The organism is Streptomyces sp. CWNU-52B, from assembly GCF_047444975.1.
Lineage (GTDB): Bacteria > Actinomycetota > Actinomycetes > Streptomycetales > Streptomycetaceae > Streptomyces.
The window spans coordinates 455795-480585 of the sequence record NZ_JBLFJV010000019.1 but is presented as its reverse complement, the minus strand read 5'-3'; the positions used below and the strand labels follow the sequence as shown (position 1 = coordinate 480585).

The following is a 24791-nucleotide window of genomic DNA, read 5'->3' as shown; positions in this document are numbered from 1 at the left end:
CGGCCGGGGGACATCCCGTACGTGTGATCGCGCGCGACCCCCCGGAATACTCAGTATGCCGGGGGGCTAACGGGTGCTCAATAGTGTGGCTGGAGTTAAGAGTTGATGTTCTCCTTGACGGTGATCTTTCCCTTCCGGATCGTGGCGACCCGCGGGGCCTTCTTCGCGATGCTGGAATCGTGCGTGACCATGATGAAAGTGAGCCCGTACTCCTTCCACATGGTTTCGAGTACGTCCATGATCTCGTCGCGCATGGACTCGTCGAGGTTTCCGGTCGGTTCGTCGGCGAGCAGCACCTTCGGCTGCTTGACCAGGGCGCGGGCGATGGCGACGCGTTGCTGCTGGCCGCCGGAGAGTTCGGCCGGCAGGTGACCGAACCGCTCGGCGAGGCCGACGGACTCCAGGGCGGCGGCGGCCCTTTCCCGCCGCTCTTTCACTTTGACCTTCAGTGGGACGAGGGCCGTTTCGACATTCTCTTGGGCGGTAAGGGTGGGAATGAGGTTAAAACTCTGGAAAACGAATCCGATGTTCTCGCTGCGTACGTTCGTCAGCTTGGTCTCGGACAGTTTGGCGAGATCTGTTCCGTCGAGTTCGATACTGCCGGAGGTGGGGCGGTCCAGACCGCCGAGCATTTGGAGAAGTGTGGACTTGCCGCCGCCGGTGGGGCCCTGGATGACGAGTCGGTCGCCGTCTCCGATGGTCAGGTCGACGCCGGCGAGGGCGTGGACGGTGTCTTTGCCCCGGCGGTATTGCTTGGTGACGCTTTTCAGTTCGTACATGGTGGGGCTCCTGGGGGTTCGCTCCGCGGGGTGCTCCGCGGGTTGGGTCGGGAGGCTGCGTCGGCGGGTGCGGGTTGGTTGTGGCTGGGCGCGCAGTTCCCCGCGCCCCTTGAGGGCGGGGGGTGATCGCCGTGTGACGCCTGCGGGTTCGTTGCGGCTTGGCGCGCCGTTCCCCGCGCCCCTTGAGAGCGGGGGTCATCGCCGTGTGACGCCTGCGGGTTCGTTGCGGCTTGGCGCGCCGTTCCCCGCGCCCCTTCGGGGCGTGCCGTTCCTCCTGTTACTCGACTCGGCGCAAGGCGTCCGCCGGGCGTAGGCGGGAGGCTCGCCAGCCGCCGAACGCTCCTGCTATCAGGCCGCCGGCCACCGCGAGGCCGACCGCCACGGCGATCGTGTCGAGGGCGACCGGCGCGGTCAGTGCCACGTCGAGGGCCTTGGACGCCGCCTGGCGGCCGGGGCCGCCCATACCGCCGCCGCCGGGACCGCCCGCTCCGCCGCCCGTGGAGCCCAGTTCGGCCTGGAGCGTCGGGCTGATCGCGGTGACCGCGTACGCGCCGCCGAGGCCCAGCGCGATACCGAGGACGCCGCCGACGAGGCCGTTGACGACCGCCTCCCCGACGACCTGCCGGGTGACCCTGCCGGACTTCCAGCCCAGCGCCTTGAGCGTGCCGAACTCCCGTACCCGGCGCGAGACGGCCGACGAGGTGAGCAGTCCCGCGACCAGGAACGCGGCCACGAGCACCGCGATCGACAGCCACTTGCCCACGTTCGAGGCGAGGTCGGAGGCGGTGGACAGGGAGCCGGAGACCGTGTCGGCGAGGTCGGCGGAGGTCGTCACCGTCGTACCCGAGATGTTCTTCTGGATGGTCGACTTGACCGCGTCGATCTGCTGCGAGTCCGCCGCCTGGACGTAGATCGTGGTGACCTTGTCCTTGGAGTCGCTCAGCGTCTGCGCCTGCTTGAGCGGGATGTAGAGGTTGGCCGCCGCGTCGCCGCTGTCGGGTGTCGCGAGGCCGATGACCTTGTACTTGACGCTCTTGACGGTGACGGTGTCACCGAGTGCGAGCTTCTTCTCCTTGGCGTAGGAGGCGTCGGCGACCACGACCTTCGCGTCGGTCTCGGAGGTCTTGAAGGTACGGCCGCTGGTGATCTTCGAGGAGGTCAGCGGGCCGAGCGCGGGCTTGGTGACGTCCGTGCCGTAGACGGAGTAGTTGTTGACGTCGAAGTCGGCCCCACCGCCCTCGACACGGCCCTGCGGGGACTGTTCGGCGCCGGAACCGCCGCCCTGCCGGTTGCCGCCGCCCCCGTTCTGCTGCTGGTCCTGCTGGAACTGGCCCCGCTGGAACTGGCCGCTGACCTTGACGACCTGGAGGCTGAGCCCGCCGACGGCGTCCGAGACGCCCTGCTGCGTGTCGACCTCGGAGACGGTGCCGGCGGCCAGGGTCTGGAAGCCCTGCACCATCACGCGGTCGCTGCTCTGCTCCTCGTCGGAGTCGCTGTCGCGGGCGTCGAACTGGAAGCGCGGCCGCTCGCCCGTGCTCGACTGGGCCTGGGCCGCCTTGGTGACCGTCATGTCCGTACCCAGCCCGTACAGCGACTGGAGGACCTTGCCCTGCGCCTTCTCCATGCCGGACGACACGGAGCTGACCACGATGACCAGGGCGATGCCCAGGGCGAGTCCGGAGGCGACGACGAGCGCCGCCTTTCTGCGGCGGCGCAGTTCGCGCCTCAGATAGGTGAAGAACATGGCCGCAAGGTAAGGACAGCGTGTGATGACGGGATAAGCCCCGCATAAGAGAAGGATGAGAAGAAGGACGAGAAGGCTGTGCGGAGCCCGGAACGCTCCCCTGAAACGCTGTGAATCCGCCGGGGTGCCGCGGAAGAACGCCGAGGGCGGCCGCTCATGACGAGCGACCGCCCTCGGGGCGAAGCGTGTTCAGGTCGGACGACTCGGCCGCCTGCGCGGGGCCGAACCGTCCGTGCGGGTCAGGCGGCCGAACCGGCCTTCCACGCCGCCCAGTCCAGGTTCCAGCCGTTGAGGCCGTTGTCCGGGGCGACGGTCTTGTCACCGGTGTTGCGCACGTCCACGACGTCACCGACGATCGAGTGGCTGTAGAACCAGCCGCCGGGGCTGTTCGTGTCGTTCGCGCCCTTGGTGTCCGCCAGGCCCACACAGCCGTGGCTGGTGTTGACGCTGCCGAAGATGGACTTGGCACCCCAGTAGTTGCCGTGGATGAACGTGCCGGAGTTCGACAGACGCATCGCGTGCGGCACGTCCTTGATGTCGTACTCGCCCTTGCCGTCGTCGTCCGTGAAGCCCACGGTCGCGCCGTCCATCCGGGTCTCCTTGAACTTCTCGGAGATCACCATCCGGCCCTCGTACGTCTTGTTCTCCGGCGAACCCGCGGAGATCGGGATGGTCCTGATGGTCTTGCCGTCCTGCGTGACCTTCATGGTCTTGGTCTTCGCGTCGACGATCGAGACCTGATCGCGGCCGATCTTGAAGGTGACCGTCTTCTGCTGCACGCCGTACACGCCGGAGGCACCCTCGACACCGTCGAGGTTCAGCTTCAGGGTGACGGTGCTGTTGCCCTTCCAGTAGTCCTCGGGGCGGAAGTCCAGGCGGTTGGCGTTGAACCAGTGGCCGACGACTTCCTGGCCGCTGGTGGAGGAGACGGTGATGCCCTTCTGGACGTCCGCCTTGTTCGTGATCGCCTTGTCGAAGTTGATCGAGACCGGCATGCCGACGCCGACGGTGGAACCGTCCTCCGGCGTGAAGTTGCCGATGAAGCTGTTGGCCGGGGAGACCGTCGTGAACGACGAGTTCTCGTGGGCGGCGCGGCCGTCCGAGTCCTCGGCCGTCGCGGCGATCTTGTAGGAGGTGGCACGCTCCAGCTGACCGCTGGGCTTCCAGCTCTTCTTGTCCGCGGATATCTCGCCCTCGACCGCGGCACCGGCCGCCGTCGTCATCTTCACCTCGGTCAGTGTGCCCTTGGTCACAGTGACCGCGGCGGCGCTGTTGATGGAGGCGTTGTCGGACCTGTTCTTCGGTGTGATCTTGATCTGGGCCTCGGACGTCTTCTTCGCCGCCGCCTCGTCGACCTTGGACTGCGACGAGCCGTCACCTTCGCCCTTGGGGTTGTCGTCGCCGCCTCCGCTGCACGCAGAGAGCACCAGCACCCCGCCGAGCAGTGCGGACGCGACCGACAGACCCTTGCGCCGCTTACTGTCCGTCATCACACGCTTCTCCATCGTTGCCGAATCCCCAAAACCCGAGAGTCCCCGTAACACTTCAACGCTACGACCGGTTCGTTCCGTCCCATATCCATCTCGGATGTGGGGCACGCCACGTCGCTCCACGGGGATACGCCTGGTGCGGGTGTCGGTCACTGCGCCCCATGAGACGACAGAACCCCGGGTGGCGGTTGCCGCCCGGGGTCACATTCTCCCAAGCGTTATGAGCCGGCCACCACTTCCCGGTCCGAGGTGTCATCATCCTCGTCCAGGTCCCAATCCGGCGAATCCGGGTCGTAGTCGATCACTTCACTGCTCCACGAGGCCTGCGCGAGTTCGACCCCGGGCACGTCCCCGACCAGGTCAAACGGGTCGACCAGGTACGCGAGGGCCTCGGCCGTGTCTTCCGTCACGGTACTCTCGGCACTGACCCGCTCGTCGGCCGGGATGTCGGGATCCTCGGCGACACGGGCCAGTGCCGCCTTCGTGAGGGCGCTCTCGTCGTCGACCTCGATGACCAATTCGACGCTCAACCGTACAAAACGTGATGTCTCAGGTGTGCTCATACGTGGGAGCGTACGACTCATGGCCACCGTGACTTTCCCGTGACCCGCACCTTTCACTAACATCGCCCCACACGGCCAATTCGCCAGCGTCACAAGGGGATCGATATTCCGTGTCCGCACGTCGATCGTTGCTGACCGCCACCGCCGCGGGGACCCTGCTGGGTGCCCTGTGGTTCGTCCCGTCCGCCAACGCCACGGACGACAAACCCGCGCAGCACCGCACGCAGACCACGACCACCACGGTGCTCAGGACCGCGGCACACACCGCCGACTCCTCCGGCACCTTCCAGACGTCCGGGGAGGCAGCCGAGCAGTCCTCGGGGACGAGCGACGAGGCCCCCGCCGGAACCCACACCCGCCTGGCCGACACGGGAAGCTTCGACACGACCCCGTACGTGGCAGGCGGCACGCTGTTCCTGAGCCTGGGAGCGGGGTTCGTGGTCTATTCGGTACGCAGGGAGCGCATGACCGAGTTCTGATCGACCCCCGCTTCTGAGCGCCCCCCTCCGCTCGGCCGTACGACGGTCCTCTCCCCCCTCGCGTCGCCCTGCCGCACACAGCTGGATGTCAACGGCTTCCCGGACACATACCGGTCCTGGTACTGGTCCTGGTCCTGCCCGGGTCGCCGACCGCACTCCCCAGGCAGGACGCCGCCCTCTTGAAGATCACTTTTCTGGTCCACAACGCCTATGCCATCGGCGGTACGGTCCGCTCCACGCTCAATCTGGCCGGCGCGCTGGCCGCGCGGCACGAGGTGGAGGTCGTGTCGGTCTTCCGTACCGAGGAGAAGCCGCTGCTCGGGGTGAGCGGCAAGGTCCGGCTCGTACCGCTCGTGGACGAACGACCTGACGCGCCGGCGTTCGACGGCGGACATCCCCTCGCGGCCCGGCCCTCCGCGCTCGTGCCGCCCACCGAGGTCCTCGCCCATCGCTACTCGGCGCTCTCGGACGAACGGCTGCGCGGATTCCTCGACGGGACCGACGCCGATGTCCTGGTCGCGACGCGTCCCGCCCTGGTCGTCCTGCTGGCCGAGCACGGCCCGGCCCGCCCGCTGCGAATAGGGCAGGAGCACCTGTCGTACGACAATCACGTCCCCGGGGTACGGGCGGCGCAGGACGACGCGATCGGGCGCCTGGACGCCTTCGTGACCGTCTCGGCCCAGGACGCGGCCGATCACCGCGCGCACTTACCCGGCCTGCGGACGCGTATCACCGACATACCGAACGCGGCGCCGAGGCCGAAGGCCGCACGCTCCGACCTGGCGGCCCCGCTGGTGGTCGCCGCCGGGCGGCTGATGCCGGTCAAGCGCTACGACCTCCTCATCGACGCGTTCGCCGAGGTCGTCGCCGTACGGCCCGAATGGCGGCTGCGGATCTACGGACAGGGGCCGGAGCGCGCCGCCCTGCGGGCCGCCGTGGACGCCCACCGGCTCAACGACCGGATACTCCTCATGGGGCCGCACACGACCATGGAGACGGAGTGGGCCAAGGCCTCCGTCGCCGCGGTGAGTTCGGACTGGGAGTCCTTCGGCATGACGATCCTGGAGGCCATGCACGCCGGGGTCCCGGTCGTCGCGACGGACTGCCCGCACGGCCCCGGCGAGATCATCACGCACGGCCATGACGGTCTGCTCGTGGAGCCCGGGGATCCGAAGGCGCTCGCCGCGGGGCTGCTGCGGCTGATCGAGGACGCCGACCGGCGGCGGTCGATGGGCGAGTCCGCCAGGGCGACCGCTCAGCGGTTCTCCCCGCAGAGGATCGCGGCCGAGTACGAACGCCTCATCGCCGAGCTGCGGGAGGACCGGACCTCGACGGCGGCCAAGGCCCGCCGCCGCGTACGCCGGATGTTCGGCACGCTGCTCCCGACGCGGGCGCCGTCGCCCGGCGCGAGCGCCGCGCACCCGCCCGCGGCTCCGGTCCCGGCCGACCGCCCCTCAGACCCCTCGCGCCCCCAGGGGCCGCCGCGTCCGCTGCGTCCGAAGGGCCGCTGCACCACCGACTCCACCGGTGGCATACGCGTCGCGGTGAACCCGTCGGGAGTCTCAGGTGACGCTCTCGCGCTCCTCCTGCGCCGGCGCCACGGCGACGACGAGGTGCGCGTTCCGCTGCGACCGCCGAGCGACCCGAAGTCGCCCTGGACGGCGGAACTGACCCACCGACAGCTCACCCTGGGCGAGGGACGCTGGGACCTCCACGTCGAGCGCGCGGCGGACGGGGCACTGCGCCGGATCACAGCCGGACTCGTCGAGCAGCGCGGGCTGCTGAGCGCGGAGCCCGCCGCGGGCGAGGCGTTCGCCTGGTGGATCCCGTACGCGACCAAGGACCGGTTTCTGGCGCTGCGCGCCTTCCGCCGCCCCGCCCACGCGGAGGCCACGGCCCTGCACACCGACGACGACTCACTGTCCGTGCACGGCGTGTTCTACGGGGCCACGCTCGGCCGGGGCGCGGCGCTGACGGGCGTCTCCCGGGACGGGACCGCGTACGACTTCGAGGCGCCCGCGGTCTCCGACGGAGGCCGGACGTTCCGGGCACGGATCACTTCCCTGCCCCGTCCGGAGGGTGTGGAGAAGTCCTTGTGGGACCTGTTCGTACGTCCCGCCACTGCCGCCGACCCCATACGCGTGGGGCGGATCGTCGACGACATCGTGGACCGGAAGGGGACGGACAGGCACCCGGCCACGCCGCTGGGAACGGGAGCCGCGGCGGACCGGCCCGTGCGGGCCCGCTTCTTCTTCACCGTCACCAACGACCTGGCGATCAGCGCGACCTGACGCGCCGGGTCGCCGTGGGTCAGGCCGACCGTCGGCCGCCGCCCTGTCCACCCCGCGTCCCGCGGTTGCCCGCGCCCGCCGTACGCGTTCCCGTGCCCGCGCCGCCACGGCCGCGCGTGCCGCCACCGACACCGCCGCCCGACCTGCTGCCGCCTCCGGACCGCGCACCGGCCGAAGCCGCTCCACGGCCACCGCCGCCGCCACCGCCACCGCGCCGTGCCCGGGGCTTGCCCTGCGACTGCTGGGCGACCGCGGGTTCCGGTACGGGGATGACGACCGGGACGCCGGAGGGCTCGCGCGCACCGGTGATCCGTACGAGTTCGTCGTCGCTGGACTTGATACGGGCCGTGTGCGGGTTGATCCCCGCGTTGGCCATCAGCTGGGTCATCTCCCGCTTCTGCTCCGGCAGGACCAGCGTGACCACGCTGCCGGACTCTCCCGCGCGGGCGGTGCGGCCGCCGCGGTGGAGGTAGTCCTTGTGGTCGGTGGGCGGGTCGACGTTCACGACGAGGTCGAGGTCGTCGACGTGGATGCCGCGCGCCGCCACGTTGGTCGCGACGAGGGCGGTCACCAGACCGGTCTTGAACTGGTCGAGCGTGCGGGTGCGCTGCGGCTGGGAGCGTCCGCCGTGCAGCGCGGAGGCCCGTACGCCACTGGCGAGCAGCCGCTTGGTGAAGCGGTCCGCCGAGCGCTTGGTGTCGACGAAGAGGAGCACGCGCCCGTCACGGGCGGCGATCCGCATCGCGACGGCCTTCTTGTCCGTCTCGTCGGCGACGTGCAGCACGTGGTGCTCCATCGTCGTGACCGCGCCGGCCGAGGGGTCGACGGAGTGCACGACGGGGTCCGTGAGGTACATCCGCACGAGTTTGTCGATGTTCTTGTCCAGCGTCGCCGAGAACAGCATGCGCTGGCCGTTCGGCTCGACCTGGTTGAGGAGCGCGGTGACCTGGGGCATGAACCCCATGTCGGCCATCTGGTCGGCCTCGTCGAGGACGGTGATCGCCACCTGTGCGAGGGTGCAGTCCCCTCGGTCTATCAGGTCCTTGAGACGCCCCGGTGTGGCGACGAGCACCTCGGCACCGCGCCGCAGCAGAGCGGACTGCTTGCCGATGGAGAGCCCGCCGACGACGGTCGCGAGCCTCAGGTTGACGGCCGTGGCGTACGGCGTGAGCGCGTCGGTGACCTGCTGCGCCAGTTCACGCGTGGGGACCAGGACGAGCGCGAGCGGCGCCTTGCTCTCGGCGCGCCTGCCTGCCGTACGGGCGAGCAGCGCGAGGCCGAAGGCCAGCGTCTTGCCCGAGCCGGTGCGGCCCCGGCCGAGGATGTCGCGCCCGGCGAGCGAGTTGGGCAGCGTGGCGCCCTGGATGGGGAAGGGGTCGGTCACGCCCTGGGCGCCGAGGGTCTTGGTGAGCGCGGCGGGCATGTCCAGCGCGTCGAAGGACTCGACGGAGGGCAGTGCGGGCGTGAGCGTCTGCGGCAGGGCGAACTCGCGCGGCACGGTGGACTGCACGGACGGCTTCTTGCGTGCGCCGCTGTTTCTGCCGCCGCCGTTCGCGGAGGCCGCCGGGCCTGCGCCACGTGTGCCACGAGAGCCGCGGGTACCCCGGGAATTCGCCGGGCGTGCGCCGGCGGGTCGTTCAGGACGTTCGGATCGAGTCATGCTGGATCTGGAATTCCTTCCTGGGCCGCACGGTCTCCCGTGCTTTCACGGTTTCCCGTGCTCTGGGACACACGGACAGCACAAGCCGGGGCCCGCACCCAAAGGTGCGGGCCCCGGCTCGCGTGGTGCGCGTCCCGGAATTAGGCGGGGACGATGTTCTCCGCCTGGGGGCCCTTCTGGCCCTGCGTGACGTCGAAGGAGACCTTCTGGCCCTCCTGCAGCTCACGGAAGCCAGAGGTGGCGATGTTCGAGTAGTGGGCGAAGACGTCGGCGCCGCCGCCGTCCTGCTCGATGAAGCCGAAGCCCTTTTCCGAGTTGAACCACTTCACGGTGCCAGTAGCCATGTCATTTCTCCTTGGATAGGTGGCTCCCATCCGGAAATGACCGGACAAACAAAACGCGCCTGAGAGAGGATTCCTTTCAGGCGCACAAAGTTAATGGGTACCAAAAACGTTTCGCTATGAACCCTAGCATACGCGACCCGGCCACCCTCAGAGCAGCGGTCCCGTGACCGGCTCCACGGCCGCGACCAGGTGTCCGGCGCGCACGAAGGCGTCCGCCGCGGCGAGGTCCGGGGCCAGGAACCGGTCGGGTCCCGGGCCCGCCACTCCGGCGGCGCGGGCGGCGGCGATGGCGGCCCGCGAGGCGGGCGCCGGGGTGAGCCCGGTGCGCAGTTCGACGGCGCGCGCGGCGGCGTACAGCTCGATGGCGACGATCCGGGTCAGGTTGTCGACGGCCGTACGGAGCTTGCGGGCGGCCGACCAGCCCATGGAGACGTGGTCCTCCTGCATCGCGGAGGACGGGATGGAGTCGGCGGAGGCCGGGACGGCGAGCCGCTTCATCTCGCTGACCAGGGCGGCCTGCGTGTACTGGGCGATCATCAGGCCGGAGTCCACGCCCGCGTCGTCGGCGAGGAAGGGCGGCAGGCCGTGCGAGCGGTTCTTGTCGAGGAGCCGGTCCGTGCGGCGCTCGGTGATGGAGCCGAGGTCGGCCGCCGCGATGGCGAGGAAGTCCAGCACGTACGCGACCGGGGCGCCGTGGAAGTTGCCGTTCGACTCGACGCGCCCGTCGGGCAGGACGACCGGGTTGTCGACGGCGGAGGCCAGCTCGCGGTCGGCGACCAGCCGGGCGTGGGCCATGGTGTCGCGTCCCGCGCCGGCGACCTGCGGGGCGCAGCGCACCGAGTAGGCGTCCTGGACCCGCGGGGCGTCGTCCTGATGGTGTCCGGTCAGTTCCGAACCCTTCAGGACGGCCAGCATGTTGGCGGCGCTGGCGCTCTGGCCCGGGTGCGGGCGGATGGCGTGCAGTTCGGGCGCGAGGACCTTGTCGGTGCCGAGCAGCGCTTCGAGGGTGAGGGCGGCGGTGACGTCGGCGGACTTGTAGAGGGTGTCGAGGTCGGCGAGGGCCATGATCAGCATGCCGAGCATGCCGTCGGTGCCGTTGAGGAGGGCCAGGCCCTCCTTCTCGCGCAGTTCGACGGGCTCGATGCCGTGCGCGGCGAGCAGTTCGCCGGCCGGGCGGACGACGCCGTCGGGGCCTTCGGCATCCCCCTCGCCGATCAGGGTCAGGGCGCAGTGGGAGAGCGGCGCGAGGTCGCCGGAGCAGCCGAGCGAGCCGAACTCGTGGACGACCGGGGTGATGCCGGCGTTGAGGACGTCGGCCATGGTCTGCGCGACGGACGGGCGTACGCCGGTGCGGCCGGAGCAGACGGTCTTCAGCCGCAGGAACATCAGGGCCCGTACGACCTCGCGCTCGACGTGCGGCCCCATCCCCGCGGCGTGCGACCGCACGATGTTGCGCTGCAGCTGCGCCCGCAGCTCCGGGCTGATGTGCCGGGTCGCGAGGGCGCCGAAGCCGGTGGAGACCCCGTAGACGGGCTCCGGTTTGGCGGCCAGCGCCTCCACGATCTCGCGGGCCGCGGCGAGCGCCGCCACCGCCTCACCGGAGAGCTCGACCCGGGCGCCGTCGCGTGCCACGGCGAGCACGTCGGCCGCGGTGACACCGGCCGTCCCCACCACCACAGTGTGCATATCCATATTCAGGATCGTACGCAGTGAATGCGGCGGTGTCACTAGTGGGTACCGGCACCCCGAAGGGGCGCGGGGAACTGCGCGCCCAGCCACGACGCACCCGCAGACGACTCACCCGCAGGACGCCGCACGGCCCTCCAGCGAGGCTCACCGGCGCCCACGGAACCTCCGCCGCTCGCCCGCCGCGGGCGGCGGCGCGTCGGCGAGCCGGACGACCGGATCGTCCGGCCCCTCCCGCCCCGCGACCACGGGCTTCGCGGACCGTACGGCCTTGGCCCGGTACTGCGCCGCGTCCGCGAGCCGGAAGAGGCGCCGGGCCGAGCGCACGGGCCCCAGCGGATCCCCCGTCGAGGCCACCCCGCACGCCACCCCCTCGCCCAGCTCCAGCCCGGCGGCGCGGCGGCAGAGCTCCTCGGCGACGCGGACCACCTCGTCGGCGGCGGGGCCCACCGCGAGCAGACAGAACTCGTCGCCGCCGAGGCGGGCGGCGAGCGTGCCGGGGAGCATCGCGCCGCACAGGGACAGCACCGACCCGAAACGCTCCAGGAGCCGGTCCCCGACGGCGTGCCCCTGGGTGTCGTTGACGCGCTTGAGTCCGTTGAGGTCGCACACCACGAGGCTCACGACCACCCCCTGGGCTCGGTGGCGCTCGACGGCCTCGTCCAGGCTCATGTCCACGGCCCGGCGGTTGGCGAGGCCGGTGAGCGCGTCGGTGAAGGCGAGCCTGCGGGCCTCCTCCAGCCGTTCGGTCTGCGCGATCCCGGCGGCGACCACGGAGGCGAGGACGGTCGCGAAGTCGGCGTCGGCCCGGTCGAAGACGGGGGCGCCGACCGGGCGGGCGACGTACAGCTCCCCCCAGGCGCGGCCGTGCAGGACGATCGGCGCGACGACACAGCAGCCCCGCTCGCGCCGCCTCAGAGCGGCGACCCGCTGGTGGCAGTACTCGGCGCGCCCCTCGGCCGGTCCTTCCGCCGTCTCGACCCAGGCGTTGGGCCCGCCACCGCCCACCCAGCGCTCGTGCAGGAACTCGGTGATCTCGGGGAACTGGTGCACGGGGTACGCCTCCTGCTCCGGGAACTCCTCCTCGCCCCGGGCCCGGTCCCCGGTGTTCACCAGGACCCGCAGCCGCCCCAGTTCCCGCTCCCACACGGACAGCGCGGCGAAGCTGCCGCCCAGCGCCCGGCGGGCCCCGGCCGCCGCCGCGCGCCACGACTCCCGCGGGGCGTGCGCGGCGGCCATGCCCTGCGCCAGCGCCACCACGGCCCTCAGTCGCACATCGTCACCACCCATCACACTAGGTTAGGTAGTTTTGTATGGTTTTGTGCTGTCGACGCGACGAACAGGGGCGGCCTGGAGCGAGTGGGCCTTTCCCCCGGGACGACGGGCTGGGATGATCGGCCACGGAAGTTAACTCGCGTTAACCGGGAGGGTGTCATGGCGGAGCAGGGCGCGGAGCGGCGGTTCGGGGAGTACGTGGCGGTGCGCAGCCACGCGTCGCACGTCGCGGAGCTCACCCTGGACCGGCCCAAGGCCATGAACGCCGTGTCGTCCCTGATGGCCCGCTCGATCGCCGCGGCCTGCGAGGCGCTGGCCGCCGATCCGGACGTACGGGTGGTCGTGCTGACCTCGACCCACGAGCGGGCCTTCTGCGTCGGCGCGGACCTCAAGGAGCGCAACTCCCTCACGGACGCCGAGCTGCTCCGGCAGCGTCCGGTGTCGCGGGCCGCGTACACCGGTGTGCTGGAGCTGCCGATGCCGACCGTGGCCGCCGTGCACGGCTACGCGCTGGGCGGCGGCTTCGAGCTGGCGCTGTCCTGCGACCTGATCGTGGCGGACGGCACGGCGGTGGTGGGCCTGCCCGAGGTGTCGGTCGGTGTCGTCCCCGGGGGCGGCGGTACGCAACTGCTGCCGCGCCGGGTGGGTGCGGCGCGGGCGGCGGAGCTGATCTTCTCGGCGCGGCGGGTGGAGGCCGTGGAGGCGAAGGAGCTGGGGCTGATCGACAGCCTGGTCGCGGACGGGTCGGTCCGCGAGGAGGCGCTGGCGCTGGCCGGGCGGATCGCGGGGAACTCGCCGGTGGGGCTGCGGGCCGCCAAGCGGGCGCTGCGACTGGGGCACGGGCTCGATCTCCGCACGGGCCTGGAGATCGAGGACGCGGCGTGGCGTTCGGTCGCGTTCTCCGGCGACCGGGTGGAAGGGGTGGCGGCATTCAACGAGAAGCGCACCCCCCAGTGGCCCGGCAAGTAACCACTCACCGCCTAGGTACCCAGGGGCGCGGGGAACTGCGCAATCTTCAGGGGCGCGGGGAACTGCGCAATCTTCAGGGGCGCGGGGAACTGCGCAATCCTTGACCTTCGCGACGCAGCGAACGCCGCGCCCCCACCACCCGGGGGGCGCGGGGAACTGCGCGACCAGCCCCCACCGGACCCGCAGACGACACACCGCGCGCACAATCAACCGCGGCGACTCATCAGCCAGGGCTCCACCACACCCAGCCCACGAACCGCCCGCTGCCACATCGGCTGAAGCGCGAACCGGTACGCCGGCGCCTCCTCACCCTCCTTCTCCGCCGCGGCAGCCTCCTCCGCGGCCACCGCCTCGGAAGCGGGCGCATCACCCGTCCGGATGAGCTCCTCCGCGAACGCCCCGTCGACCAGCACCCCGTCCTTGGGAGCTATCGACGTCAGCCGGGACGCGAGGTTCACCGTCGTACCGAACACATCCCCCATGCGAGTGGTCACCGTGCCGAAGGCGATGCCCACCCGCAGCTCGGGCATCGTCTCGTCGTTGGCCATCGTCTCGATCAGCCGCAGCGCGATCTCCGCGGCCAGGCCCGCGTCGTCCGCCGCGTACAGCACCTCGTCGCCCAGGGTCTTGATCAGCCGCCCCCCGTGCGCGGCGACCAGGTCGGCCGCGGTGGTCTCGAAGGCCTCCACGAGCTCGCCGAGTTCCTCCTCCTCCATGCGCCGGGTCAGCCGCGTGAAGCCGACGAGGTCCGCGAAGCCCACGGCCAGCCGCCGGTCCACCATCTCCTCGTCGTCCGCGGCCTGTACGACACGGCCGGTCGCGGCGGCCAGCTGACGCCGCCACACGTAGATCAGGAACTCCTCCAGCTCGGGCAGCAGCAGCTCGATGAGGGGGTACGTGACCTCGGTGCGCGTCATGCCCGGCTCGGGAGGCTCGGTCAGCCCCTCCAGGAAGGAGTCGATCTGCCACTCGGCCAGCCGGGCGGTGGTCTGCCCGGTGGAACGGGCCACCTGGACCGCCATCGCCTCGCTGAGCAGTCCGGCCTCGACCAGACCGGCCAGCCGGCGCAGGGCCAGTACGTCCGCCTCGGTCAGCGCCTTGGCCTGGCCGATGTCGGCGAAGCCCATGGCCCGCCAGAACCGGGAGGCCAGTTCCATGGAGACACCCGCGCTGCGGGCCGCCTGGAACGGGGTGTAGCGCCGCTCAGCGCCGAGGATGAGCTGTTCGAGCCGCAGCGCCAGCGGATCCTCGTCGGACTCGGCGTCGGGCTGGTCGGCGCGGCTGTCCTGCGCGTCCACTCGGTTCTGTTCCTCTTCCGCCACGCGCGCGTGCGCCTCCGCGCGGTCGACTCGCGTAGCCGCCGTGGCCGCCGTGGCCGCAGGGTCGGCGACGGACCCGGCGGCACGCCCCGGCTCGCCGTCGGGGGCGGGATCACCCGTGCCCGAACCGCTGTCGTCGACCGTCACGCCTGCTGCCCTTCCGATCTGCCGCGGTCAGGTATCGACCGGCCTCAACTCTACGGCAGGTGTGCCGTGGCTCACTCCCGTCCGGCGAGGCCGGACGGCCCGTCGGCCCACTCCCCGCACGTACGTCACACGTGCGTCACCCGTACGTCCGGTGGGCCGCTCCCAGTCGTACGGCCCCGCCGCGCCCCTTGCTCACCACCAGCGCGAACCACAGGAAAGACACAGCAGGAAAAGACACAACAGGAAAGACACGGGGGAGCCCCGCCCGTCACACCGGACGCAGGTGCACGATGTCCCCGGCCCCCACGGGCTGCTGCATGCCCTCCTCCGTCGCCAGGACCAGCCGTCCGTCGCCGTCGACGGCGACCGCCTCCCCGGTGATCGACTTCCCGCCGGGCAGCTCGGCCCGCACCTCGCGCCCGAGCGTCGCACAGCCCGCCGCATAGGTGTCCTGGAGGCCGGACGCGGCGGGGTCGCCCGCCACACTCCGCCACTTCTCGAACGACTGTTCGAATGACCGCAGGACGGTCCGCAGGATCGTGTCCCGGTCCGTGGTCGTCGCTCCCGCGAGGGCGAGCGATCCGGCGCCCGGCACGGGCAGTTCGTCCGCGCGCAGCGTGACGTTGACGCCGACCCCGACGACGACCGCGTCGGCCCCGGCCCGCTCCGCGAGGATGCCGCCCGCCTTGCGCTCCGCGCCGTCCACCGTCACCAGCAGGTCGTTGGGCCACTTCAGCGCGATGTCCGTACCGGCCGACCGCGAGAGCCCCGTCGCCATCGCGACACCGGTGAGCAGCGGCAGCCAGCCCCACCGCTCGACGGGGACCTCCACGGGCTTCAGGAGGACGGAGAAGAACAGACCCGAGCGGGCGGGGGCCGTCCACCGCCGGTCCAGGCGCCCCCGCCCGGCGTCCTGCTCCTCGGCGACCAGGACCGTGCCCTCCTCCGCCTTGCCGTCCGTGGCGAGCGCGACGAGGTCGGAGTTGGTGGAACCGGTACGGGCCACCACCTGGACGTCGGACCACAGACTCCCGCTGCGCACCAGCGCGCGGCGCAGCGCCACGGCGTTGAGCGGCGGACGGTCCAGGTCGGACCACCGGTTGCGGTTCGCGTTGCTGTTCGCGTCTGAGTCATCTCGCGGCGTCATGCAACCCACCCTAGGTGTGGTAAACGCCGCACTGCCGAACGGTAGGCACAGCACTACGCTACGGATGAGTAGCCAACCCCCCTTCTGAGCACGACCTCGTTCGTCAACCCTCACGTCCCCACTGAGCAGGCAGGGAGCCGCATCCCGATGTCCGAGCCGGAACAGCAGCACGAGACCGACATCCACACCACCGCGGGCAAGCTCGCGGACCTGCGGCGCCGCATCGACGAGGCGACGCACGCCGGCTCGGCGCGTGCCGTCGAAAAGCAGCACGCCAAGGGCAAGTTGACGGCTCGCGAGCGGATCGAGCTGCTGCTGGACGAGGGGTCCTTCGTCGAGTTCGACGAGTTCGCGCAGCACCGCTCGACGGACTTCGGCCTGGCGGACAACCGCCCGTACGGGGACGGGGTCGTGACCGGTTACGGCACGGTGGACGGCCGCCCGGTCGCCGTGTTCTCGCAGGACTTCACGGTCTTCGGCGGGGCCCTCGGCGAGGTCTTCGGCCAGAAGATCATGAAGGCGATGGACTTCGCGCTCAAGACCGGCTGTCCGGTCATCGGCATCAACGACTCGGGCGGCGCCCGTATCCAGGAGGGCGTCGCGGCGCTCGGCATGTACGGCGAGATCTTCCGCCGCAACACCCATGCCTCGGGTGTGATCCCGCAGATCAGCCTGGTCGTCGGACCGTGTGCGGGCGGCGCCGTCTACTCCCCCGCGATCACCGACTTCACGGTGATGGTCGACCAGACCTCGCACATGTTCATCACGGGGCCCGACGTCATCAAGACTGTCACCGGTGAGGACGTCGGCTTCGAGGAGCTGGGCGGCGCGCGCACGCACAACGCGACCTCCGGCGTGGCCCACCACATGGCGGGCGACGAGAAGGACGCGATCGAGTACGTCAAGTCGCTGCTCTCCTACCTCCCGTCGAACAACCTCAGCGAGCCGCCCGCCTTCCCCGAGGAGGCGGACCTGGCGCAGACCGACGAGGACCGCGAGCTCGACACGCTGATCCCGGACAGCGCGAACCAGCCGTACGACATGCACACGGTGATCGAACACGTCCTGGACGACGCCGAGTTCTTCGAGACGCAGGCCCTGTTCGCGCCGAACATCCTCACCGGCTTCGGCCGGGTGGAGGGGCACCCGGTGGGCATCGTCGCCAACCAGCCGATGCAGTTCGCGGGCTGCCTGGACATCGACGCGAGCGAGAAGGCCGCGCGCTTCGTGCGCACCTGCGACGCCTTCAACGTCCCGGTCCTCACCTTCGTGGACGTCCCCGGCTTCCTGCCGGGCGTCGACCAGGAGCACACCGGCATCATCCGCCGCGGCGCCAAGCTGATCTACGCGTACGCCGAGGCGACCGTCCCCCTCATCACGGTCATCACCCGCAAGGCCTTCGGCGGCGCGTACGACGTGATGGGCTCCAAGCACCTGGGCGCGGACCTCAACCTCGCCTGGCCGACCGCCCAGATCGCGGTGATGGGCGCGCAGGGCGCGGTGAACATCCTGCACCGGCGCACCATCGCGGCGACCCCCGAGAGCGAGCAGGAGGCCACCAGGGCCCGCCTCATCCGGGAGTACGAGGACACGCTCCTCAACCCCTACACGGCGGCCGAGCGCGGTTACGTCGACGGTGTGATCCTGCCGTCCGACACCCGCTCCCACGTCGTACGCGGTCTGCGGTCGCTGCGCAGCAAGCGGGAGTCCCTGCCGCCGAAGAAGCACGGCAACATCCCCCTCTAGCCCGGCACACCCCCTCTAGTCCGGCTGGGAGCCGTCATGAACATCAAGGTCGTACGGGGCAACCCGACCCCCGAGGAGCTGGCCGCCGCACTGGCAGTGGTCCGGGCCCGCGCCGCGGCGGCAGCCACGTCCCCGCCCGGCGCGGCGCAGGAGCAGGAGAGGGACGCGTGGTCCGACCCGTCCCGCGTGGCCCGGACCCGCCTGCCTGCCCCGGGCCCGCAGGCGTGGGTCCACTCCTTCCGGCCCCGGTAGACAGGTCGCCGACGGGGGCGCAGCCCCCTCCCGGGGGCGCGGGGAACCGCGCGACCGGCCCCCACCGGCCCGCGGTCAAAGAACACGCGCGACGACTTCGGCCATCACCTGATACCCCGCGTCGTTCGGGTGCAGGTGATCGCCGAAGTCGTACGCGGCACTCAACGCGTCCGCCCCGCCATCGCCACCGTCGCCGGCCAACGCCCGGTGCAGGTCGGCCACCGCGTCGTACTCCCCCGAGCGGCGGACCCATTCGTTGAACTCATGGCTCACCTTCGCCGCCCGCTCCCCCCAGTGGTCGGACCCGCCGAAGGGCAGCAGGGTCGCGCCGACGACCCGCACGCCACGGCCCCGGGCCTGCCTCAGCAACTCACGGTGCCCGGCGACGAGTTCGCTCGCCCCGACGACCGGCGCGGGCCGATACGTCGGCTGGTCTTCCGTCTCGCTGAACCCGATGTCGTTGAGCCCGAGCAGCACGACGAGGGTGTCGACGCCGGCCAGGGAGAGCACGTCCCGCTCCAGCCGGTGGACACCCTTCTCCCCGTACCAGGCCGAGTCGTTGAGCAGCAGGTTCCCGCCGATGCCCGCGTTGAGGACGGGGCGCCCGGTGTGTGCGGCGAGGGCGTCGGACCACCGGCGGTCCGCGCCCGGCGTGGACCCGAACCCGTCGGTGACCGAGTCGCCGAAGAGCGCCACGCCGTCGGTGCGCCCGGCCAGGACCTCGACTCCGGACAGGAAGTACCAGGACTCGGTGGTGTCGTCGAAGCCCGTGCCCCCGGTGTCGTCCAGCAGGTCGCCCGCGCCCCGGTAGCTGGTCGCGAAGGCCTGCGCGTGGAAGGTGGCGGGCCCGGTGACGGCGTCGAGGTGCAGGGTCACGGTCACCGATTCCCCCGCCTCAAGGGCGAGTTCGGCCGCGTCGCCGACGATCTCCCCGCGCGCCGGGATCTCGGCGGACCCGGACCCCGCGAAGGTGAGCCGCCGGACCGAGTCGGGGTGGACGGCGGCGCCGGGGGCCGTACGGGCGAGGGTCGCGCCCGCGATCCGCAGCGGCGAGGTCCCGTACGCGTTGCTGAGGCGGATCCGGACGCGGTCGCCGCCCGCGGTGAGGCGGACGGCCTGACGCAGGGAGTGGCGCCAGAAGCCCTCCTGCGACCAGTTGGGGGTGAAGCCGGTGCTGGGCGACTGCGGAGCGGCGGCCCAGGCGGCGGTCCAGGGGGTGGTGAACACAGCGATCCTTCCTAACGGGACAGAAATCCCTTTAGTGATGCCGGGAACGCTAACAGAGACCCAGTCACTAACGGAACCATGGCCCCATTTACTCAAGATGAGTACGCGTACTCAGGCGTCCGGAACCGCGCCGGAGTGACGATCGGAGACATGTTGTGGTCCGACCCGGAGAACGAGCCGCCCAAGGAGCTGCGCGACATGCAGAACATGTTGCGGCGGCTCGGCGTTCTCATCGCGCTGGCCGTGGTGTGCGCGATGGTCGTCCTCGGCCTGATGTGAGACCGGGCGATACGGGTCCGGCCTGACGTCGGCACCTGACGCGGCAACGGCCTCGGTACGGGTCCGGCCTCGGTACGAGCCGCCGTGGACCCGCCGATACGCTGACCGTATGACTGATCAGCCACGCCGCAGGCTCGTCCTCGCCTCCCAGTCCCCCGCCCGGCTAGGACTGCTGCGGCAGGCGGGGCTCGACCCCGAGGTCGTCGTCAGCGGGGTCGACGAGGACGCGGTGAGCGCCCCGACCCCCGCCGAACTGGCGCTCGCGCTCGCCGAGGCGAAGGCCTCCGTGGTGGCGGCGCGGCCCGAGGTCGCCGGCGCCCTGGTGATCGGCTGCGACTCGGTGCTCGAACTGGACGGCGTGGCGTACGGCAAGCCGGCCGACGCCGAGGAGGCGACCACGCGCTGGAAGTCGATGCGCGGCCGGGCGGGCATCCTGCAGACCGGCCACTGCGTGTGGGACACGGCGGCCGGCCGTCACACGTCGGGGGTCGCGTCCACCGTCGTCCGCTTCGGCGAGCCGACCGACGCCGAGATCGCCGCGTACGTCGCCACGGGCGAACCGCTGTACGTCGCCGGGGCGTTCACCCTCGACGGCCTCTCGGCCCCGTTCCTGAACGGCATCGACGGCGACCACGGCAACGTCATCGGGATCTCGTTGCCGCTGGTCCGCCGCCTGCTGGCCGAACTGGGCGTCGGCATCACGCAGTTGTGGGCCCCGCGCGAGAAGTGACGCGCGGGCGCCGTCAGGAGGCCGAGGGCGCCGGGGGCGGAGGCACGACACCGCCTCCGGCACCCTCATGGCCGCCGGGGCTCCCGGGGTCCGTGGGCCCCGCGGGGTCCGCGTCCGGCTTCGCGTCGGACACGTCGCCCTCCCGGCGGTCGTACGTCATGAAGATGAGCACGATCAGCCCGAGCACGACCATCATGAAGGCGAACGCGCCCCAGCCCACCAGGCCGACGGTGAACGCGCCGAGCAGGGCGTGCACCACCGCGGCGCTGATCAGCAGGATGCGCCCGATCCCGGCGGGCGCGCGGTCGCGCAGGGCCACCCGCAGGGCGACGAAGGCGCAGAGCGCGAAGTAGAGGCCGAAGACCAGCCCCGCGACCTTCGAGGACGTGGACATCACATCGGGGTCGAGGCCCGCGAGGGACATGTCCTGCCGGTCGACCACGACTCCCATGAACCAGTTGACCAACGCGATGCCCACCGCCTCCACGAAGAGCACGATCGCGGTCACCCACGCCACCGGTCTACGGACCACCGGCCCCCACCCACTTTCGACTTCCGCCCGAGCAGGGCTGCTGTTACCTCAAGTACGTTCGAGACAGCCAGCACGCTACTAACGAGTAAACCCAGGGACAAGGGATTCGCCGATGGCAAAGAATCGTTGGGCCATTCGTAGGGACCCCACAAAGAATCGGAGTGTCGCGCGGCACCCTCTCACAGAGACCTTGACCACACCGGAGAGCTAGGGTTCAGGGAAAGCCCCACGCATACCCAGGTGCGACAAGGGATTTCGCGGGCGGGCAGACCTTGCATCACGCTCCGTGTGGGCAAGCTCACCATCGGGGACGGGTCGAAACGACGTGTCGGCAGTCCCTAAACTCGGCTTGTTTCAAGGAGAGGGAGCCAACGTGCGCAAGGTGTTGATCGCCAACCGTGGCGAAATCGCTGTTCGTGTCGCCCGGGCGTGCCGAGACGCCGGTATCGCGAGCGTGGCGGTGTACGCCGAGCCGGACCGGGACGCGCTGCATGTGCGGGCCGCGGACGAGGCGTTCGCGCTGGGCGGTGACACCCCCGCGAGCAGTTACCTCGACATGGCCAAGGTGCTCCAGGCCGCCAAGGACTCAGGGGCGGACTCGATCCACCCCGGATACGGCTTCCTCTCGGAGAACGCCGACTTCGCCCAGGCCGTCCTCGACGCCGGGCTGGTCTGGATCGGCCCGCCCCCGCAGGCGATCCGCGACCTCGGTGACAAGGTGGCGGCCCGGCACATCGCGCAGCGCGCCGGCGCTCCGCTGGTGGCCGGTACGCCGGACCCGGTGGCCGGTGCCGATGAGGTCGTCGCCTTCGCCGAGGAGCACGGTCTGCCCATCGCGATCAAGGCGGCGTTCGGCGGTGGCGGGCGCGGTCTGAAGGTGGCCCGCACGCTGGAGGAGATCCCCGAGCTGTTCGACTCGGCGGTGCGCGAGGCCGTCGCGGCCTTCGGGCGCGGCGAGTGCTTCGTGGAGCGCTACCTCGACAAGCCCCGCCATGTGGAGACGCAGTGCCTGGCCGACTCCCACGGCAACGTGGTGGTCGTCTCCACCCGTGACTGCTCCCTGCAGCGACGCCACCAGAAGCTGGTGGAGGAGGCGCCCGCGCCGTTCCTCTCCGACGCCCAGGTCGCCGAGCTGTACGCGTCCTCCAAGGCGATCCTCAAGGAGGCCGGGTACGTCGGCGCGGGCACCGTGGAGTTCCTGGTGGGCGCGGACGGCACGATCTCCTTCCTGGAGGTCAACACCCGTCTGCAGGTCGAGCACCCGGTCACCGAGGAGGTCTCCGGTATCGACCTGGTCCGTGAGATGTTCCGGATCGCCGACGGCGAGGAGCTGGGGTACGACGACCCGGCGCTGCGCGGCCATTCCTTCGAGTTCCGCATCAACGGCGAGGACCCGGGCCGGGGCTTCCTGCCCGCCCCGGGCACCGTGACCAGCTTCGCCCCGCCGTCGGGTCCGGGTGTGCGCCTGGACGCGGGCGTGGAGAGCGGCAGCGTGATCGGCCCGGCCTGGGACTCCCTGCTGGCCAAGCTGATCGTCACCGGCGCCACCCGGGAGCAGGCGCTCCAGCGGGCCGCCCGCGCGCTGGAGGAGTTCACCGTGGAGGGCATGGCCACGGCCATCCCGTTCCACCGCGCGGTGGTCACCGACCCCGCCTTCGCCCCGGAACTGACCGGCTCCGCCGATCCGTTCACGGTCCACACCCGCTGGATCGAGACCGAGTTCGTCAACGAGATCCCCGCCTTCACCGCTCCCGGGGACTCCGACACGGACGACGAGCCCGGCCGTGAGACGGTCGTGGTCGAGGTCGGCGGCAAGCGCCTCGAAGTCTCCCTGCCGGTCTCGCTGGGCATGTCCCTGGCCCGTACGGGGCTCGCGGCGGGCGCCCGCCCCAAGCGCCGCGCGGCGAAGAAGTCCGGCCCGGCGGCCTCCGGCGACACCCTCACCTCGCCGATGCAGGGCACCATCGTGAAGGTGGCCGTCGAGGAGGGCCAGGAGGTCAAGGAGGGCGACCTGATCGTCGTCCTGGAGGCCATGAAGATGGAACAGCCTCTCAACGCCCACCGTTCGGGGACCGTCAAGTCCCTGACGGCCGAGGTCGGCGCCTCCCTCACCTCCGGCGCGATCATCTGCGAGATCAAGGACTGACCCGGCCCGACCAGCCGAGGCGCCCGCCGCAGCCAGGAATACCCTGACCGCGGCGGGCGCTTCGGCTTGTGCCCCTGGAAGGGGCGCGGACTGTGACATGGTGCGGCTCCGCCGTGTGGGCGCGCCCAGCCACGACGCACCCGCAGCACCCGGCCGGCCGTCACCGGGCGGACGAGTCGGTCGTCGGCCCGACCGCCGGAGGCCGACGCCGACGCCGACGCAGCAAAAAGAGGGCAGGTAGGACCCATGGCCAACCCGCCGGGAGGCAGGCGCGCGGACGCCCGCCGCAACCACGCCCGCCTGGTCACAGAGGCCCAGACCGCGTTCGCGGAACACGGCGCCCACGCCTCTCTGGAGGACGTGGCGAAACGCGCGGGCGTAGGCATCGGCACCCTGTACCGGCACTTCCCGAACCGCCACGCGCTCCTGAGCGCGGTCTTCGCGGACGCGGTGAGCGACCTGCTGGACCGCTCACGCGAACTGCTCGACGCCCCGGACCCGTGCACGGCACTCGTGGCCTGGCTGCGCGCCGTCATCACTCATGCGAGTGAGTACCGCGGGCTGTCGCGCGCGCTCATGTCGGCCTCGCACGACGACGCGTCGGCGCTCGCGCGATGCAGCGGCCCGATGCGTGAGGCGGGCAGCGCTCTCCTCACCCGGGCGCAGCACGCAGGCGCCGTACGGCCCGGTGTGTCCATCGTGGATCTGCTCCAGCTGACCAACGCGATCGCGCTGGCCGCCGAGGAGACCCCGGGCGACCCGGAGCTGGCCGACCGTCTGCTGGCACTGACCTTGCGGGGCCTCAAGCCCTGACACCGCTCCGCGGTACCCCACGGCGCTCCGCGTGCGGCAGGGCCGGTGTCAGCGCGGGCTGGAGACCCCTCAGCGTCTGCGCAGGTCGGCGACGCGCGCCCGCTCGCTCTGGGACTGGTCCCCGAGAACGGCCGCGGCGCTGCGCAACTGGGGCCCGTTGCCGGGCACCGGGCCACGCCGGGGGCCGGGCACCGGTACGTCCCGGCGTGACGACTGGCGCCCCGCCGGGACCGTATCGCTGCCCGAACCGCCCGCTCCCGCCACCGCGATCTGTACGCCCTGATCGGCCAGGGCCTGCAGTTCGGTGGCCGCGCGGTCGTCCTGGGCCGGTGGCTCGTCGGTGACCAGGCGGGTGATCACATCGGTCGGCACCGTCTGGAACATCGTGTCGGTGCCGAGCTTGGTGTGGTCGGCCAGGACGACGACCTCGGAGGCCGCCTGGACGAGCGCGCGGTCGACGGACGCCGACAGCATGTTGGAGGTGGACAGGCCGCGCTCGGCGGTCAGTCCGCTCCCCGACAGGAAGGCCCGGGAGACGCGCAGCCCCTGGAGGGACTGCTCGGCCCCGCTGCCCACCAGGGCGTAGTTGGAACCGCGCAGGGTGCCGCCGGTCATCACGACCTCCACACGGTTGGCATGGGCCAACGCCTGGGCCACCAGCAGGGAGTTGGTGACGACGGTCAGCCCCGGCACCCGCGCGAGCCGGCGAGCCAGCTCCTGCGTGGTGGTTCCCGCCCCCACCACAATGGCCTCGCCTTCTTCGACGAGGCCCGCGGCGAGGTCGGCGATGGCCGTCTTCTCAGCGGTCGCGAGATGAGATTTCTGCGGAAAGCCGGACTCCCGCGTGAACCCGCCCGGCAATACCGCACCGCCGTGCCGGCGGTCGAGGAGTCCTTCTGCCTCCAGTGCGCGCACGTCCCGCCGTACGGTCACTTCGGAGGTCTGGACGACACGGGCGAGCTCACGGAGCGACACGGCTCCATTTGCTCGCACCATTTCGAGGATCAATTGGCGACGTTCTGCAGCGAACACGAAACTGACAGTAACCCCAACGACCATCTGCTTTCAGCAGTTTGCGCCGAATAGCAGAAGTTGTTCGCATGGCGGGTTCCCGAGTGGTATACGCGCCTAATCGCCCCGCCTATGCCCCGCGAATGGTCCGCGACTCCTCGT

Annotated in this window: 22 protein-coding genes; 9 read left to right on the top strand and 13 right to left on the bottom strand. The window is 71.1% G+C overall.

The genetic code is table 11. From position 1 onward, the window contains the following. Positions 1–95: 95 nt before the first annotated feature. The 4 genes from ACLVWQ_RS19975 to ACLVWQ_RS19960 all read right to left on the bottom strand — a co-directional run bounded on the left by ACLVWQ_RS19975 (position 96) and on the right by ACLVWQ_RS19960 (position 4576). Positions 96–779 carry an ABC transporter ATP-binding protein gene (locus ACLVWQ_RS19975; protein WP_414110266.1) on the bottom strand — a complete coding sequence of 228 codons (684 nt, stop codon included), beginning with the start codon at positions 777–779 and terminating at the stop codon, positions 96–98. Between the two features lie 277 nt (positions 780–1056). Beyond that, positions 1057–2523 carry an ABC transporter permease gene (locus tag ACLVWQ_RS19970; RefSeq protein ID WP_414110265.1) on the bottom strand — a complete coding sequence of 489 codons (1467 nt, stop codon included), beginning with the start codon at positions 2521–2523 and terminating at the stop codon, positions 1057–1059. A 239-nt stretch (positions 2524–2762) separates the two neighbouring features. Next, positions 2763–4028, bottom strand: coding sequence for a L,D-transpeptidase (locus ACLVWQ_RS19965; RefSeq protein ID WP_414110264.1), 1266 nt, complete (start codon positions 4026–4028; stop codon positions 2763–2765). A 203-nt stretch (positions 4029–4231) separates the two neighbouring features. Then, a complete protein-coding gene (locus ACLVWQ_RS19960; RefSeq protein ID WP_414110263.1) occupies positions 4232–4576 on the bottom strand; it encodes a hypothetical protein in 345 nt (114 codons plus the stop codon). 110 nt (positions 4577–4686) lie between these two features. Here ACLVWQ_RS19960 and ACLVWQ_RS19955 point away from each other — a divergent pair, with 110 nt between their 5' ends. Next, positions 4687–5055 carry a cell wall protein gene (locus ACLVWQ_RS19955; protein ID WP_414110262.1) on the top strand — a complete coding sequence of 123 codons (369 nt, stop codon included), beginning with the start codon at positions 4687–4689 and terminating at the stop codon, positions 5053–5055. Between the two features lie 179 nt (positions 5056–5234). After that, positions 5235–7346: a glycosyltransferase family 4 protein gene (locus ACLVWQ_RS19950; RefSeq protein WP_414110261.1), complete on the top strand. Its 2112-nt coding sequence runs from the start codon at positions 5235–5237 to the stop codon at positions 7344–7346. A gap of 19 nt (positions 7347–7365) precedes the next feature. On the opposite strand, the gene ACLVWQ_RS19945 is transcribed toward ACLVWQ_RS19950, so the two are convergent. From ACLVWQ_RS19945 to ACLVWQ_RS19930, 4 genes are all read right to left on the bottom strand, one after another. After that, the gene (locus ACLVWQ_RS19945) at positions 7366–9006 is read right to left on the bottom strand and encodes a DEAD/DEAH box helicase (protein ID WP_414110260.1); all 1641 of its coding nucleotides are present in this window, start codon (positions 9004–9006) and stop codon (positions 7366–7368) included. 140 nt (positions 9007–9146) lie between these two features. Further along, positions 9147–9350 carry a cold-shock protein gene (locus tag ACLVWQ_RS19940; RefSeq protein ID WP_003969786.1) on the bottom strand — a complete coding sequence of 68 codons (204 nt, stop codon included), beginning with the start codon at positions 9348–9350 and terminating at the stop codon, positions 9147–9149. 147 nt (positions 9351–9497) lie between these two features. Then, positions 9498–11036, bottom strand: coding sequence for a histidine ammonia-lyase (hutH, locus tag ACLVWQ_RS19935; RefSeq protein WP_414110408.1), 1539 nt, complete (start codon positions 11034–11036; stop codon positions 9498–9500). A gap of 147 nt (positions 11037–11183) precedes the next feature. Next, positions 11184–12326, bottom strand: a complete 1143-nt coding sequence (locus ACLVWQ_RS19930; RefSeq protein ID WP_414110258.1) for a diguanylate cyclase domain-containing protein — start codon at positions 12324–12326, stop codon at positions 11184–11186. A 144-nt stretch (positions 12327–12470) separates the two neighbouring features. Here ACLVWQ_RS19930 and ACLVWQ_RS19925 point away from each other — a divergent pair, with 144 nt between their 5' ends. Then, positions 12471–13280, top strand: a complete 810-nt coding sequence (locus tag ACLVWQ_RS19925; RefSeq protein WP_414110257.1) for an enoyl-CoA hydratase-related protein — start codon at positions 12471–12473, stop codon at positions 13278–13280. Between the two features lie 206 nt (positions 13281–13486). Here the strand turns inward: ACLVWQ_RS19925 and ACLVWQ_RS19920 are convergent, their stop codons facing one another. Together ACLVWQ_RS19920 and ACLVWQ_RS19915 are read right to left on the bottom strand one after the other, a co-directional pair. Next, positions 13487–14578, bottom strand: coding sequence for an adenylate/guanylate cyclase domain-containing protein (locus tag ACLVWQ_RS19920; RefSeq protein ID WP_414110407.1), 1092 nt, complete (start codon positions 14576–14578; stop codon positions 13487–13489). Between the two features lie 436 nt (positions 14579–15014). Beyond that, positions 15015–15893 (bottom strand): biotin--[acetyl-CoA-carboxylase] ligase, encoded by an 879-nt coding sequence (locus tag ACLVWQ_RS19915; protein WP_414110256.1) that lies wholly within the window; start codon positions 15891–15893, stop codon positions 15015–15017. Between the two features lie 147 nt (positions 15894–16040). Here ACLVWQ_RS19915 and ACLVWQ_RS19910 point away from each other — a divergent pair, with 147 nt between their 5' ends. Both ACLVWQ_RS19910 and ACLVWQ_RS19905 read left to right on the top strand, forming a co-directional pair. Next, the gene (locus tag ACLVWQ_RS19910; RefSeq protein WP_414110255.1) at positions 16041–17639 is read left to right on the top strand and encodes an acyl-CoA carboxylase subunit beta; all 1599 of its coding nucleotides are present in this window, start codon (positions 16041–16043) and stop codon (positions 17637–17639) included. 36 nt (positions 17640–17675) lie between these two features. Then, entirely contained in the window at positions 17676–17891 is a 216-nt protein-coding gene (locus tag ACLVWQ_RS19905; protein WP_414110254.1) for an acyl-CoA carboxylase epsilon subunit, read from the top strand. Positions 17892–17966: 75 nt separating this feature from the next. Here ACLVWQ_RS19905 and ACLVWQ_RS19900 read toward each other — a convergent pair whose 3' ends face one another. Further along, complete coding sequence (locus ACLVWQ_RS19900) at positions 17967–19118, bottom strand: SGNH/GDSL hydrolase family protein (RefSeq protein ID WP_414110253.1); 1152 nt, start codon at positions 19116–19118, stop codon at positions 17967–17969. 150 nt (positions 19119–19268) lie between these two features. Here ACLVWQ_RS19900 and mmpB point away from each other — a divergent pair, with 150 nt between their 5' ends. Together mmpB and ACLVWQ_RS19890 are read left to right on the top strand one after the other, a co-directional pair. Continuing rightward, entirely contained in the window at positions 19269–19397 is a 129-nt protein-coding gene (gene mmpB / locus ACLVWQ_RS19895) for a morphogenic membrane protein MmpB (protein ID WP_414110252.1), read from the top strand. A gap of 109 nt (positions 19398–19506) precedes the next feature. Beyond that, on the top strand, positions 19507–20127 hold the full coding sequence (locus ACLVWQ_RS19890) for a Maf family protein (RefSeq protein ID WP_414110251.1): 621 nt from the start codon (positions 19507–19509) through the stop codon (positions 20125–20127). 13 nt (positions 20128–20140) lie between these two features. On the opposite strand, the gene ACLVWQ_RS19885 is transcribed toward ACLVWQ_RS19890, so the two are convergent. Beyond that, entirely contained in the window at positions 20141–20659 is a 519-nt protein-coding gene (locus tag ACLVWQ_RS19885) for a hypothetical protein (RefSeq protein WP_414110249.1), read from the bottom strand. Positions 20660–21032: 373 nt separating this feature from the next. Between ACLVWQ_RS19885 and ACLVWQ_RS19880 the strand changes: the two genes are divergently transcribed. Together ACLVWQ_RS19880 and ACLVWQ_RS19875 are read left to right on the top strand one after the other, a co-directional pair. Continuing rightward, positions 21033–22805, top strand: coding sequence for an acetyl/propionyl/methylcrotonyl-CoA carboxylase subunit alpha (locus ACLVWQ_RS19880; protein WP_414110248.1), 1773 nt, complete (start codon positions 21033–21035; stop codon positions 22803–22805). Positions 22806–23051: 246 nt separating this feature from the next. Continuing rightward, positions 23052–23618 (top strand): TetR/AcrR family transcriptional regulator, encoded by a 567-nt coding sequence (locus ACLVWQ_RS19875; protein WP_414110247.1) that lies wholly within the window; start codon positions 23052–23054, stop codon positions 23616–23618. A gap of 69 nt (positions 23619–23687) precedes the next feature. Here the strand turns inward: ACLVWQ_RS19875 and ACLVWQ_RS19870 are convergent, their stop codons facing one another. Then, positions 23688–24677: a DeoR/GlpR family DNA-binding transcription regulator gene (locus tag ACLVWQ_RS19870; RefSeq protein WP_414110246.1), complete on the bottom strand. Its 990-nt coding sequence runs from the start codon at positions 24675–24677 to the stop codon at positions 23688–23690. Positions 24678–24791 lie beyond the last annotated feature (114 nt).

Excerpts from the sequence above, each read along its gene's own strand:
- ACLVWQ_RS19975 (WP_414110266.1), bottom strand. The coding sequence starts at position 779 with ATGTACGAACTGAAAAGCGTCACCAAGCAATACCGCCGGGGCAAAGAC.
- ACLVWQ_RS19970 (WP_414110265.1), bottom strand. The coding sequence starts at position 2,523 with ATGTTCTTCACCTATCTGAGGCGCGAACTGCGCCGCCGCAGAAAGGCG.
- ACLVWQ_RS19965 (WP_414110264.1), bottom strand. The coding sequence starts at position 4,028 with ATGGAGAAGCGTGTGATGACGGACAGTAAGCGGCGCAAGGGTCTGTCG.
- ACLVWQ_RS19960 (WP_414110263.1), bottom strand. The coding sequence starts at position 4,576 with ATGAGCACACCTGAGACATCACGTTTTGTACGGTTGAGCGTCGAATTG.
- ACLVWQ_RS19945 (WP_414110260.1), bottom strand. The coding sequence starts at position 9,006 with ATGACTCGATCCGAACGTCCTGAACGACCCGCCGGCGCACGCCCGGCG.
- ACLVWQ_RS19940 (WP_003969786.1), bottom strand. The coding sequence starts at position 9,350 with ATGGCTACTGGCACCGTGAAGTGGTTCAACTCGGAAAAGGGCTTCGGC.
- hutH (WP_414110408.1), bottom strand. The coding sequence starts at position 11,036 with ATGCACACTGTGGTGGTGGGGACGGCCGGTGTCACCGCGGCCGACGTG.
- ACLVWQ_RS19930 (WP_414110258.1), bottom strand. The coding sequence starts at position 12,326 with ATGGGTGGTGACGATGTGCGACTGAGGGCCGTGGTGGCGCTGGCGCAG.
- ACLVWQ_RS19925 (WP_414110257.1), top strand. The coding sequence starts at position 12,471 with ATGGCGGAGCAGGGCGCGGAGCGGCGGTTCGGGGAGTACGTGGCGGTG.
- ACLVWQ_RS19915 (WP_414110256.1), bottom strand. The coding sequence starts at position 15,893 with ATGACGCCGCGAGATGACTCAGACGCGAACAGCAACGCGAACCGCAAC.
- ACLVWQ_RS19910 (WP_414110255.1), top strand. The coding sequence starts at position 16,041 with ATGTCCGAGCCGGAACAGCAGCACGAGACCGACATCCACACCACCGCG.
- ACLVWQ_RS19905 (WP_414110254.1), top strand. The coding sequence starts at position 17,676 with ATGAACATCAAGGTCGTACGGGGCAACCCGACCCCCGAGGAGCTGGCC.
- mmpB (WP_414110252.1), top strand. The coding sequence starts at position 19,269 with ATGTTGTGGTCCGACCCGGAGAACGAGCCGCCCAAGGAGCTGCGCGAC.
- ACLVWQ_RS19890 (WP_414110251.1), top strand. The coding sequence starts at position 19,507 with ATGACTGATCAGCCACGCCGCAGGCTCGTCCTCGCCTCCCAGTCCCCC.
- ACLVWQ_RS19875 (WP_414110247.1), top strand. The coding sequence starts at position 23,052 with ATGGCCAACCCGCCGGGAGGCAGGCGCGCGGACGCCCGCCGCAACCAC.
- ACLVWQ_RS19870 (WP_414110246.1), bottom strand. The coding sequence starts at position 24,677 with ATGGTCGTTGGGGTTACTGTCAGTTTCGTGTTCGCTGCAGAACGTCGC.